We start from the raw sequence: 12,762 nt of genomic DNA on the forward strand, positions 1-12,762 counted from the left end.
GTTTGCTCGGCAACAGCGGTGCAATAATCGACCATTCTCGTTCTGTGAGTTCATAGCGGCGACGTGACATCAAAGACCTCCAAATCCGAGGTCTTCAAATAACTAATCCATTCAAATAGCTAGCCTATTTATGAGTGCACGGCCTAGCACATAACAAAACCACTTCTAGTGGTTCAAGCGTAGCGTCCCAAACCTCCACCTCTGGTGGAGGTCATGACTTGATCACGCGCTGTTACTGTCATCAACTCTACTGTCAGGATGTGAGAATTAACTGTACCGCATATTGATATCCGTCGATCCATCGCCATTTGCAGAAAACGGCGTCCGGAACCCGATCGTATATGAGCCCCTCATGGCGATCTTTTATGTTTCCAGATTGAGAGTGAAACCGACAGACGGATACTATATGGCGAAGACAACCAAACGTCGCGCATTGCTGATCGTGAACCCCAATGCCCGCAACGGGAAGGGGTTTGGCGGCCAAATGAGAACGGAACTCGAGCGTGGCGGAATGGAGTTGTTTGAGCACCAGCCCCGTGAAGGCGAGACGATTTCTGATATTATCCTGCGCGAGCGGGATCATGATCTGGTCGTCATCGGCGGCGGAGACGGTTCACTCAATGCAGCGGCAAAAGGGCTGATGGAGACAGGGATGCCGCTCGCCATTCTGCCGCTTGGAACAGCCAATGATTTTGCCCGCACTGTAGGTATTCCAGCCGACCCGGTGGAGGCGGCCCGCCTGCTCGTGGCCTATAACACCCATCCAATCGATCTGGGCGAGGTGAACGGTCATCTTTATTTCAACGTTGCTAGCATCGGTTTCAGCGCCGAGCTTGCGCAGCAACTGAGTGCGGATGCGAAAAAGAAATGGGGCAAGCTCGGTTACGGTCTTGTCGCAGCGCGTATTCTGATGCGCTCAGAGCTGTTTACAGCCTATCTTGAACATGACGGCATGACCGAAAAGATCAAAACCCTGCAGGTGTCGGTCGGCAATGGCAAATTCTACGGTGGCGGTATGGCTGTTGAGAAAGACGCTGCCATTGATGATGGTAAGCTGGATTTCTACAGTCTTGAAGTCGACCATTGGTGGCATTTGCTGCGGCTGTTGCCGAGTTTGCGGCGCGGCACACAGTCGAAATGGCGTGATGTGCGGGCCTTTCCCACCACGGAAGTAATTATCCGCACCAAGAAGCCGCGCGCGGTGAATACCGATGGTGAGCTTTCCACCTGGACGCCGGCGCATTTCAAGTTGCATCGGCAGGCAATTAACGCACTTATTCCCCCGCCATCGGCGCGTAGTCGCTGAAATTTAGTCAAAAAAAAGGGCCCGCAGCTATGAAGCGCGGGCCTAATCATGACGTTAGGTGACTGGCTCAGAGGTCAAGAGAGCCACTTCTAAAACGGGATACTCCTCCGAATGTTCCCTCTTTAGAAGAAAAAATACCAGATAATCAGCACGAGGATGAATGGTACGCCCAGAAGCCACAGAATGAGTGCTCGAAACATGATGTTCTCCTTGTTGTATGTTTCCAACTCTGTGGGAGGCTGGTTGGTTCCACAATTCAGGGAGGCGACGGGCTGGGCTGTTAATCATCTTGTGCGTGTAGCGACTCAAATTACAGCTTTTCTGAAAGTTTTAATGATCCGTCAATAAATCGGTGACATCACTGGATTTATGTAAAGTGCAGCCAGCGTTCTTGGCTGCCTGTCGAGTAACGGGCGTGTGGCGTATGAGTTCGAAGCGTGGGCTGAAAATTTCGGTCAGCGAGAAGGCGGCGATGTTGCGTGACAAGCGCGGCTCGGTCGCCATGATGACCTTCATGGCTCTGGCCGTTGCATTGGCCGGTTGCGCCACGCCCCCACAGGGCAAACCTAAGCAAAAGCGCTCCAAGGAATATTTCGCCGAGTCCAAATATGGCGTGAAGGCCAGCCCGCGTGTTGCCTATGGCACTGGTAAGCCTCTGCCGCGTGGCGGCGGACGTGATCAGACCGGCCAGCCTTACAAGGTCAAGGGCCGCTGGTACTATCCGAAAGAAGACAAGAACTATACGGCTGTCGGGCGTGCATCCTGGTATGGCGAGGCTTTCCATGGTCGTCTGACCGCCAATGGCGAAGTCTATGATATGGCGCATCTGACCGCAGCACATCCGACCATGCCGCTGCCGAGCTACGCCCGCGTGACCAATATGGATACCGGCAGCTCCGTCATTGTGCGCGTCAATGATCGCGGCCCCTACGAATATAACCGCGTGATCGATCTGTCGCAAAAGGCGGCGGAAATGCTAGATTACCAGCATCATGGCACCGCCAATGTGAAGGTGGAATATGTCGGGCGCGCACCGCTGGAAGGCAACGACGACGCCTATCTGATCGCATCCTACCGTCCGTCCGGCGGTGATATGATCGGTCAGCCGGCATCTGGCGTTATGATGGCCATGAACGGCCCGACGCCAACATCGCCGAAATCCCGCATTCCGATGCCAGCCATGGCGCCGCAGAGTGCGCCTATGCCGGGCTATGCACCAGTTCCGCAGGAATCGCCGTTCTCGGTTAATCCGGCTTATGGTGATGCTTCCGGCCCCGCACCGATTTTGCCGCCGAATGTGCCGACGCCCTCGCGCAAGCCGAATTCCAGCTTTGGCATGGCCAATGCCGGTCATATCAACGGACTGGCAGGTTATGCGTCTGACCGGATCGCCGCGAGCGCTTATACCGAAGAGCGCACCTATGGCAGCATCCTGACGCCGAGCGCAATTTCCAACGCATGGAAGCGCCGCAATGCCGAAGAGCATGGCGAATATGTAGAGCTAGGTCTGTTCGACACGCTTGCTGCTGCTGAAAAGATGCAGCGTGCGCTCCCGAAAACAGCTAAAATCAGTCGCACAAAGGTGCCGACTGAAAAGGGCGAGTTCTACGAGTTGACAGCAGTTGCGGAAAAGGGCGGTGACGACGCCCTGCTGCGCGCCGCCTGGAAGGCTGGAGCGAGCAACGCATTCGTCGTGCGCATGGACTGAGTGTCTGACCTAAAAGTCGCCATGCCGGTCTGCAAATGGCAATTTCTGTGCTTCCGGTGCTCACGTACCCAAATGTACGCTGCGCTCCGGTTCTCGAAATCACCATTTTCGCCACGGCCTGACACTTTTTGATTCAGACACTAAACGTTGCTCAACCGCATCATATTTGAGTGATGCGGTTTGAAGGATTGATTTTGGTCGAATTCGTTGCGTAAGCTTGCGTTCAGTGCGGTCGTGACAGGATTTCCATGGGGCTTCATTCGAGAATTGCTGGGGTTTTAGCAGCAGGAACGGTGGGAATCGCTACCGTTCTGACGTCTTTTGCCGTTGTTGCTGCACCGGTCGAGACTTCGCTCGTGGTCAAGGCTCCGCAAGCCCTGCTGGTCGATGACCGAAGCGGCACTGTGCTTCTCTCAAAAGGTGCAGAAACCCCGATCCCGCCCGCATCGCTTGCCAAGCTGATGACGGCGGAAGTGGTGTTTGAAGCGCTTGAGAAGGGCCAGACAACACTTGAAACACCCTACACGGTCAGTGAAAATGCCTGGCGCACCGGCGGCGCGCCATCGGGCACTTCGACCATGTTCGCCCGCATCAAATCCTCGCCGACCGTTGCGGATCTTCTTCAGGGGCTGATTGTTCAGTCGGCTAACGATGGTGCAATCATTCTGGCCGAAGGACTGGCTGGAAGCGAGCAAAGCTTCGCGGAGCGGATGAACCAGCGCGCCAAGGAACTCGGTCTTACCCATTCCGTGTTCGTGAATTCGACCGGTTTGCCAGCAAGCGGTCAGTCGGTCACGCTGGATGATCTGGCCAAACTTGCGCGCCATATTCACTCGGCTCACCCGGATTTCTATAAGTATTATTCGCAGGAAGCCTTTACCTGGAACAACATAACGCAGCGCAACCGCAATCCGCTGTTGCGGCTGGACGTCGGCGCGGATGGTATGGGCACGGGGTATACGGAGGCGTCGGGCTATGCGCTTGTCGCCTCGGCTCAGCAAAACGGACGGCGTCTGTTCCTCGCATTGAGCGGTCTTGGCAGCGTCAAGGAACGCGAAGAAGAGGCGAGAAAGCTCATTCAGTGGGGCATGACGTCGTTTGACGATATGCGTCTTTATTCGGCAAACGATATTGTCGGTGAAGCGCAGGTCTTTGGCGGCACGCAGGCCAGTGTTTCGCTGAAAGTCAAAGATGATGTTGAATTGCTGCTGCCAAAAGAGGGTCGCGAGAAGCTGAAAGCGCGGTTCATTTATGAGGGACCGCTGCATGCGCCGATTGAAGCGGACAGCAAGGTCGGACTTCTGGAATTCGACCTCAACGGCAATATGGTCCAGCAAGTGCCGCTGTTTGCGGCACAGTCTGTCGAAGAAGGCTCTCTCGCTCAGAGGGCATGGAGCAGCGCGGTCGAACTTTCGACCGGTTGGCTGCGGAAATATCTTTAGACAGTTTTGAGGATGTGCTCAAAATTCTCGACCTGACCGCCAAAGGCCGGTATGAACTTGAATCAAGCTCTTGTGGCGATTGACTCTTTTCAGAACGTAATGCGGAAGCCAGAGTGTCAGGATTATTCATCACATTCGAAGGCGGCGAAGGTGCAGGCAAGTCGACGCAGATCGCCTTGCTGGCCAAATATTTGCGCGCAAACGGATTTGATCCCGTCATTACGCGTGAGCCCGGCGGTTCGCCGGGTGCCGAGGCTGTGCGGCACGTTATCCTGAGCGGCAATGCCGAAAGCTATGGTCCGGCCATGGAGGCAATGTTGTTTGCAGCTGCCCGCGCCGATCATGTTGACCAGCTGATCCGCCCGGCACTGGCCGAGGGCCGCGTGGTGCTGTGTGATCGGTTCATCGATTCCAGCCGTGCCTATCAGGGTGTGACGGGTAATCTCGATGCGACCTATATGGCGGCGATTGAACGCATAGCAATCGATGGGGCCGTTCCCGATATGACGGTCATTCTCGATATTCCGGCTGAAAAAGGGCTTTCCCGTGCCGGGAAACGCCGCGGAAACGAGACTGCGGATCGTTTTGAAAAGGAAGATATTGCCGTGCATGAGGCGCGCCGTCAGGCATTTCTGGCTATTGCGGAAGCGGAGCCTGAGCGCTGCAAGGTTGTTGCGGCTGATCGACCGCAGGAAGAAATTGCCGAGGATATCGGCGCACTGGCCAGTGAACTCCTGAAGAAGAAGGGGCTGTTGTGATCGACGAACTCGACGTCCCCAAGGCGCATGATTCCATTGAAGGCATTCCGGAGCCGTCCGCGAGCGATTACCTGACCGGCCACGGAGAGGTGACGCGCTTTCTGGCGCAGGCCTATCGCGAAGGCCGGATGCATCATGCGTTGCTGCTTCAGGGCGAGCAGGGCATTGGCAAGGCGACGCTGGGCTTCCATCTGGCAGGGCACATGCTGAGCCATGGCGATCAGGCTAATGCACCGGAAGACATCGGCACGCCGGACTTCGCGAGGCCGCTTTGGCGACAGATCGCGGGGGGAATGCACCCGGCGGTGTTGCACATCAACCGCCCATTCGATCAGAAAACCGGCAAATTTCGTACCGGCATCACGGTGGAGGAAATCCGCCGCGTCACGCATTTTCTGACACGCACCGCTTCGGACCATGCATGGCGCATCGTTATCGTCGATCCTGCCGATGACATGAACCGTAATGCGGCCAATGCGCTTTTGAAAACGCTGGAAGAACCGCCAGCGCGTGCGCTGTTCGTTCTGGTATCGCACTCATCCGGTCGCCTTTTGCCGACCATCCGCTCGCGTTGCCAGAGCATCCAGCTGCGCCCGCTGGACGAGGCGGCAATGAAGGATGCGCTGTCCCATGTGGGTGCGCATATCGGACTGGATGCGTCAAGTGTCACGCCGACGCTTTTGGAACGCGCCGAAGGCAGCGTACGCAAGGCGCTTCTGCTTCTCGCGCATGGCGGCATTGAGATTTCAGACACGGTTGATGGAATACTGGAAAGGCCCGCTTTCGATCTGCCCAAGGCGCAGGCGCTCGCCGGTGTACTGACAGGGCGTGAGGCGGAAATACAGTATCAACTGTTCCGCGACCATCTGATGGAGCGCATCGCCGCCGAAGCGCGCAGGCGCGCCGAGGCCGGACAATTGCGCGAGGCCGATCAGTGGTCGCGATTTTGGAGCGATCTCGGTCGCGAGATCATCGATGCCGAAACCTATAATCTTGATCGCAAGCAAGCGGTTGTGATCTTGCTGGAGAAGACGCATCGCGCTTTTCACACCGGCGCCGGGTCGTAGCTCCAGATCAGCCAAACTTGCTGCACTGCGGCGTGACATGACCGCTCACATGGTTTATGTCACAGCCGACGATTTTCTCTTGTGTGTGTCTGGTGATCGTTCCCGCAAACGGTCAGGCGCGCTTTCAAACATCGAAAGACCGGGTCCATAATGAGCCGCGAAAAATACTATATCACCACCGCGATTGCTTACCCCAATGGCAAGCCGCATATCGGTCACGCTTATGAACTGATTGCGACCGACGCGATGGCGCGTTTTCAGCGCCTGAACGGCAAGGATGTGCATTTCCTCACCGGTACGGACGAGCATGGTATCAAGATGCTGCAAAGCGCGCGCAAGGAAGGCATCACGCCTCGCGAGCTTGCAGACCGCAATACCGAAGCTTTCCGTCGCATGGCCGAGGTTCTGAACAGCTCGAACGACGATTATATCCGCACCTCCGAAGAGCGCCATTACAAGGCTAGCCAGGCCATCTGGCAGGCAATGGCCGCCAATGGCGACATCTACAAGGGTGGTTATGCGGGCTGGTACTCGGTTCGCGACGAAGCCTATTATGGCGAGGAAGAAACCGAAGTCCGTGCGGATAATGTTCGCTACGGTCCACAAGGTACGCCTGTCGAGTGGGTTGAAGAGGAAAGCTATTTCTTCCGTCTTTCGCAATATCAGGACAAGCTGCTCGAGCTTTATGAAAAGAATCCGGGCTTCATCATGCCTGCCGAACGCCGCAATGAAATTGTGAGCTTCGTGAAGTCCGGTCTGAAGGACCTGTCGATTTCGCGCACCACTTTCGATTGGGGCATTCCGGTGCCGGGCGACGAAAAGCACGTCATGTATGTCTGGGTCGATGCGCTGACCAACTACATCACGGCGCTTGGCTATCCCGATACGACCAGCGACAAGTGGGCTTATTGGCCAGCCGATGCGCATATTATCGGCAAGGATATTTCGCGTTTCCACGCCGTCTACTGGCCTGCATTCCTGATGTCGGCAGGTATTCCGCTGCCAAAGCGCGTCTTTGCACACGGCTTTCTGTTCAACCGCGGCGAGAAAATGTCGAAGTCGCTTGGCAACGTGATCGATCCGTTCGGTCTGGTCGAGCGTTACGGACTGGATCAGCTGCGCTACTTCCTGATGCGCGAAGTGCCGTTCGGTCAGGATGGCAGCTACAGCCATGACGCCATCGTCAACCGCACCAATGCCGATCTCGCCAACGACCTTGGCAATCTGGCGCAGCGTTCGCTGTCGATGATTGCCAAGAATTGCGAAGGCAAGGTTCCGCAGCCGGGCGAATTCTCGGATGCCGACAAGGCCATTCTCGATCAGGCTGACGCGGCGCTGGAAACGGCGCGTAAAGCCATGGACGATCAGGCGCTGCATCTGGCGCTCGGCGCGATCTTCGCCGTTGTCGCGGAAGCCAACCGTTATTTCGCAGGGCAGGAGCCTTGGGCGCTGCGCAAGACCGATCCGGCGCGCATGGGCACTGTGCTCTATGTGACGGCGGAAGTCATTCGCCGCGTCGGCATCATGGTGCAGCCTTTCATCCCGCAGTCAGCTGAGAAGCTGCTCGACATTCTGGCGGTCCCTGCCGACAAGCGTCAGTTTACCGACGTGGCGGCAAGCCAGCTGGTTGGCGGTGCCGATCTGCCAGCCCCGCAGCCGGTTTTCCCGCGCTATGTGGAAACAGAAGAGCAGAACTGAGTTCGATGATGCTTGTCGATAGCCATTGTCACCTCGACTTTGCTGATTTCGAGCCGGAGCGCGATGCTGTTGTGCAGCGCGCGCTCGACGCCGGGATCAAGCGTATGGTGACGATCTCCACGCGGGTTCGCAAATTCGATACGATCCGCGCCATCGCGGAAGCCTATGAGTCCGTCTATTGCTCGGTCGGCACCCATCCAAACAACGCGCATGAAGAACTGGATATCACGGCTGATGATCTCGTGCGCCTTGCGGAACATCCGAAAGTTGTCGCCATAGGCGAGGCGGGTCTTGATTATCATTACGACTACGCTCCGCCCGAAGCGCAGCGTCAGGGGTTTCTCGTTCACATCGAAGCCGCGCGCCGGACACAGCTGCCGCTTGTCATCCATGCGCGCAGTGCAGACGACGACATGGCCGAAATTCTGGAACAGGAAACGGCCAAGGGTGCTTTCCCTTTCATCCTCCATTGCTTTTCTTCCGGACGAGCACTGGCGGAAAAAGGCATTGAACTTGGCGGCTATGTTTCCTTCTCGGGCATTCTGACTTTCAAGAACTCGCCGGAAATTCGTGAAATAGCCACCATTGTTCCGCGTGACCGCCTGCTGGTGGAAACGGATGCGCCGTTCCTTGCTCCGCTGCCGCATCGCGGCAAGCGCAACGAACCGTCTTTTGTGCAGCATACCGCTGCCATGCTGGCCGACACGATTGGCGTGAGCAATGACGAAGTCGCGCGTATCACGAGCGACAACGTGTTCAGGCTGTTCTCCAAAATGCCTCGGCCGTCAGAGGAAGTTTGAGCGTGGCTTCTCCCCGAAATTGCTTGCGTTTCACGGTTCTGGGCTGCGGTTCGTCGCCCGGTGTACCGCGCATCAATGGCGATTGGGGCAATTGCGATCCGCAGAACCCGAAAAACCGTCGCACCCGCACATCCTTGCTGGTGGAACGTTTCAACGCGAGCGGTAACCACACCACGGTGGTGATCGATACGGGGCCGGATTTCCGCACGCAGATGATCAATGCCAGCGTGCATTCGCTGGATGCGGCGGTCTATACCCATCCGCATGCCGACCATATTCACGGCATCGACGATCTGCGCACCTATGTGGTGGATAATCGGCGGTTGATGGATGTCTACGCCAACCGCTTCACGCGTAACCGGCTTTACGACGCCTTCGGTTATTGTTTTGAGACACCAGCAGGCTCAAGCTACCCGCCGATCCTGAGCCTGCATGATATCGCAGCCGAGACACCCTTCACCATTGAGGGTGCAGGCGGCGAAATCCGGTTTGAGCCCTTCCGGCAGATCCATGGTGATATCGAGTCACTCGGCTTCCGCATTGGCAATGTTGTCTATTGCACGGATGTCAGCGCGTTCCCGGATGAGAGCCTGCGTTATGTCCGTCATGCCGATGTGCTGATCCTCGGCGCTTTGCAGTATCGCCCGCATCCGAGCCATTTCTCGCTTGAGCAGGCGCTGGAATGGATCGAGCTATTTGCGCCAAAGCGGGCAATCCTCACGCATATGCATGTGCCGCTCGACTACGAGACGGTGCTGCGTGAAACGCCTGATAATGTTGAGCCCGGTTATGACGGGCTCCGGTTTGAAATTCCTGCCTAAAATTAAAAGCCCGGCAGAGATGCCGGGCTTTTTGTCGTTTGCTGTCTCAGCAATCAGGCGCGCGCCGGGAAGGGCATCACATTGCTGCCTTCTGCGTTATCTTCTGCGCTGCTCTCAGCAGGTTTTTTGGTCTGCTTGTCTTCGAGAGCCAGACCACCGGCACGGAGCAGGTCGGAGAAACGACCGCCACGGGCTGCAAGCTCATCAAAGCTGCCGCGTTCGACCAGATGGCCCTTGTCCATGAACAGAACCTGATCCGCCGAACGGACCGTCGACAGACGGTGCGCGATGATGAAGGTGGTGCGGTTATGACTAAGATCATCCACAGCCTGCTTCACCTTTTCTTCGGTCTCGACGTCGAGCGCGCTTGTCGCTTCGTCGAGCACGAGGATCGGAGAATCCTTCAGGATCGCACGAGCAATAGCCAGACGCTGGCGTTCACCACCGGAAAGCTGCGAACCGCGCTCGCCGACGACCGTGTCGTAACCATTGGCCTTGGCAAGAACGAAGTCATGCGCTGCGGCAGCCTTGGCGGCGGCATGGACTTCTTCATGCGAGGCGTTTTCACGACCGACGCGGATATTTTCCTCAACGGTACGGTTGAAGAGGCCGGCATCCTGAAACACGGTGGCAATGGCATGACGCAGCGAGCGACGGCTGACAGTGCGCGTATCGACACCGTCGATCAGCACGCGACCGGCCGCCGGGTCGAACACACGCTGCAGAATATTGATCAGCGTGGTCTTGCCTGCACCGGTCGGACCGACGATGGCGACCGTCTGGCCGGGCTTTACCTCGAACGACACGTCATAGACGCCCTGACCGGAATTCGGGAATTCAAAGGTGACATTGTCGAAAATGATGTCGCCCTTGACGTTTTCCAGATCGGCCACATTCTGCGGTTCCTGACGGTCGGCAGTTGCGTCTTCCATTTCGAAGAATTCTTCAAGCTTGGCGCGTGCCGTCACGGTCTGGTTGATGAAGGCGCTGATCTGGTCGAGACGTCCAATCATCAGCTGTGCAAAGCCGATAAAGGCAATCACATCACCAACGCGCATTTGACCCTTAGTCACGAAGTAAGCGCCGAGAACCAGCACGACCACCATGGAGAAGGTCGAAGCCATGCGGTTCAGACCGCTGGCAAGCGCCCACCAGTTGAGAACTGGAAACTGTACCTTTTCCAGATTGCGCGCATAGTCGCGCAGCGCCTGTGTTTCAGAGGCAATGCGGTTATAGCTCTGCACGACCGAGACATTGCTGATCGTATCGCTGACATGCTCGAACAGCTTGTGATGGTGCTTTTCGACAGCCATCTGGCCGTCCTTGGTCTTGCGCATGACCAGCTGACCGATCATGACATAGATCACGCCGAGCACGATCAGGACGAGCGACATGCGCATGTCCATGTTCATGGCGACCGGAATAAGCGTAGCCAGAGCCACAACGGTGGTCAGGTGCTGACGCATGAATTCGAGCCAGAGCGTGAAGAGCGAATCCGTGGCGCGGATCAGCGTGTGCAGGGCATTGGACGTGCCGCGCTTCTGATGCCAGCCGAGCGGCATGGTGATCAGGCGCTCATAGGAGTCGATCATCACGCCGAGACGGCGGCGATGCGCAAGCCTATCCGCACCACGCGCCACGAAAACGGCTGCGATGATGTTGAAGACGCCAAGTGCGGCCCACATGGACAAAGGCGAGACAATGTCTCCCTTATCCGAGATAGCCTGAATGACCTGACCGAACAGGATTGGTTCGGCCAGCGTAACAAGGGCAACGAGGACACTCGCAACACACATCGATATCGTTGCGGCTTTCTCGGCCGCAAGATATTCCATGGCTCGCCAGTATATCTTGAGCAATGACACTTTCGCACTCCCGCTCGTTCTATTTAGGGGGCTAAATGGTACGACCCCACTGTTCTATCAATATCTAATGTCGGGAAGAAGTGGCTATTGGGTGTCAGAACCAACCATAAATTAAAAACGTGTGTAACTGAGTGTGAAGATTCAGGCCTTTTTCGCCCATTATCGGCTGGAAGCGGCGTGAAAGGCTTCAAATCGCAGTTTTCCGGAATTGCACTAGCAATCGGGGAAACTCACGTCTATTGACAGGATTAACGAGTTGGCGCGCACGGTCGCGCCCCAAAAGATATTGATCGGGTTTCTCCATGGCAGGCGTTGAACAGAAGATTGTGGATACGAGCGAGGCGGGCATGCGTCTCGACCGCTGGTTCAAGGTTCACTTTCCTGGGCTGGGCTTCGGTCATCTGCAAAAACTGCTGCGTTCCGGTCAGGTTCGCGTGGATGGCGGTCGTGCCAAGGCCGATACGCGCCTTCAGGCCAACCAGATGGTTCGTGTTCCGCCGCTGGGCGTCGATGAAAAGGCGAAAGGTCCGGTTACAGCGCGCACCATCCGCAGCCAGCAGGACGGCGACGTTCTTTCGCAGATGCTGATCTATGAAGACCCGAAAGTGTTCGTCTTCAACAAGCCTGCCGGTCTGGCGGTGCAGGGCGGTTCGGGGTTGACGCGTCATGTTGACGGCATGCTGGAAGCCTGGCGCAATAAAAGAGGCGAGAAACCCCGTCTGGTGCACCGCATCGACCGCGATACGTCCGGCGTGCTGGTCGTTGCCCGTACACGTGGCGCCGCGCAGGCTTTGACCGCCGCATTTCGCGAGCGGGACACGAAGAAGACCTACTGGGCCTTGGTGAAGGGCGTTCCACGCAAGCGCGAAGACAAGATTTCGACCTGGCTGGTCAAGGAACAGACGCCGGATGGCGACAAGATGCGCGTTTGCCAGCACGGCGAGCCGGATTCCGATCATGCGGTTTCCTATTACCGCATCATCGAAAAGGCGGGCAACAATCTGACCTGGCTGGAAATGGAGCCGTATACGGGCCGCACGCACCAGCTACGTGTCCATGCCGCCTATATCGGCCATCCGATCATTGGTGACCCGAAATATTTCGAAGCCGACCAGAACTGGGAGTTCCCCGGCGGCATCCAGAAGCGCCTGCATCTGCACGCGCGTCGCATCCGCATCCCCAACCCATCGGGCGGTGTGATCGACGTGACTGCGCCGTTGCCGCCGCATATGGTGCAATCGTGGAACCTGCTTGGCTTCGACGAGGACAGTGCGGAAGACTGACAACATAAAGAAGA

The 12,762-nt window shown here is 56.8% G+C and carries 10 protein-coding genes; 9 read left to right on the top strand and 1 reads right to left on the bottom strand.

Going from position 1 to position 12,762, the window contains the following annotated elements:
- Positions 1-406 precede the first annotated feature (406 nt).
- The 8 genes from QBD01_RS23760 to QBD01_RS23795 all read left to right on the top strand — a co-directional run bounded on the left by QBD01_RS23760 (position 407) and on the right by QBD01_RS23795 (position 9,600).
- Positions 407-1,306, top strand: a complete 900-nt coding sequence (locus tag QBD01_RS23760) for a lipid kinase (RefSeq protein ID WP_280994797.1) — start codon at positions 407-409, stop codon at positions 1,304-1,306.
- Positions 1,307-1,730: 424 nt separating this feature from the next.
- Positions 1,731-3,014, top strand: coding sequence for a septal ring lytic transglycosylase RlpA family protein (locus tag QBD01_RS23765; RefSeq protein ID WP_280994798.1), 1,284 nt, complete (start codon positions 1,731-1,733; stop codon positions 3,012-3,014).
- A gap of 248 nt (positions 3,015-3,262) precedes the next feature.
- On the top strand, positions 3,263-4,456 hold the full coding sequence (locus tag QBD01_RS23770; protein WP_280994799.1) for a D-alanyl-D-alanine carboxypeptidase family protein: 1,194 nt from the start codon (positions 3,263-3,265) through the stop codon (positions 4,454-4,456).
- Positions 4,457-4,569: 113 nt separating this feature from the next.
- Positions 4,570-5,214 (top strand): dTMP kinase, encoded by a 645-nt coding sequence (gene tmk / locus QBD01_RS23775; protein WP_151589596.1) that lies wholly within the window; start codon positions 4,570-4,572, stop codon positions 5,212-5,214.
- Entirely contained in the window at positions 5,211-6,281 is a 1,071-nt protein-coding gene (locus tag QBD01_RS23780; protein ID WP_280994800.1) for a DNA polymerase III subunit delta', read from the top strand. Before tmk ends, QBD01_RS23780 begins: the two co-directional genes overlap by 4 nt.
- A 150-nt stretch (positions 6,282-6,431) precedes the next feature.
- The gene (gene metG / locus QBD01_RS23785; RefSeq protein WP_078338541.1) at positions 6,432-7,979 is read left to right on the top strand and encodes a methionine--tRNA ligase; all 1,548 of its coding nucleotides are present in this window, start codon (positions 6,432-6,434) and stop codon (positions 7,977-7,979) included.
- A gap of 8 nt (positions 7,980-7,987) precedes the next feature.
- A complete protein-coding gene (locus QBD01_RS23790; protein WP_280994866.1) occupies positions 7,988-8,779 on the top strand; it encodes a TatD family hydrolase in 792 nt (263 codons plus the stop codon).
- A gap of 2 nt (positions 8,780-8,781) precedes the next feature.
- On the top strand, positions 8,782-9,600 hold the full coding sequence (locus QBD01_RS23795) for an MBL fold metallo-hydrolase (protein WP_280994801.1): 819 nt from the start codon (positions 8,782-8,784) through the stop codon (positions 9,598-9,600).
- Between the two features lie 53 nt (positions 9,601-9,653).
- Here QBD01_RS23795 and QBD01_RS23800 read toward each other — a convergent pair whose 3' ends face one another.
- The gene (locus QBD01_RS23800) at positions 9,654-11,465 is read right to left on the bottom strand and encodes a glucan ABC transporter ATP-binding protein/ permease (RefSeq protein ID WP_280994802.1); all 1,812 of its coding nucleotides are present in this window, start codon (positions 11,463-11,465) and stop codon (positions 9,654-9,656) included.
- Positions 11,466-11,767: 302 nt separating this feature from the next.
- Here QBD01_RS23800 and QBD01_RS23805 point away from each other — a divergent pair, with 302 nt between their 5' ends.
- Positions 11,768-12,748 carry an RluA family pseudouridine synthase gene (locus tag QBD01_RS23805; RefSeq protein ID WP_280994803.1) on the top strand — a complete coding sequence of 327 codons (981 nt, stop codon included), beginning with the start codon at positions 11,768-11,770 and terminating at the stop codon, positions 12,746-12,748.
- Positions 12,749-12,762 lie beyond the last annotated feature (14 nt).

It is taken from the genome of Ochrobactrum sp. 19YEA23 (genome assembly GCF_029909865.1).
GTDB classification, from domain to species: domain Bacteria; phylum Pseudomonadota; class Alphaproteobacteria; order Rhizobiales; family Rhizobiaceae; genus Brucella; species Brucella gambitense.

Excerpts from the sequence above, each read along its gene's own strand:
- QBD01_RS23805 (WP_280994803.1), top strand. The coding sequence starts at position 11,768 with ATGGCAGGCGTTGAACAGAAGATTGTGGATACGAGCGAGGCGGGCATG.
- metG (WP_078338541.1), top strand. The coding sequence starts at position 6,432 with ATGAGCCGCGAAAAATACTATATCACCACCGCGATTGCTTACCCCAAT.
- QBD01_RS23765 (WP_280994798.1), top strand. The coding sequence starts at position 1,731 with ATGAGTTCGAAGCGTGGGCTGAAAATTTCGGTCAGCGAGAAGGCGGCG.
- QBD01_RS23770 (WP_280994799.1), top strand. The coding sequence starts at position 3,263 with ATGGGGCTTCATTCGAGAATTGCTGGGGTTTTAGCAGCAGGAACGGTG.
- QBD01_RS23790 (WP_280994866.1), top strand. The coding sequence starts at position 7,988 with ATGCTTGTCGATAGCCATTGTCACCTCGACTTTGCTGATTTCGAGCCG.
- QBD01_RS23760 (WP_280994797.1), top strand. The coding sequence starts at position 407 with ATGGCGAAGACAACCAAACGTCGCGCATTGCTGATCGTGAACCCCAAT.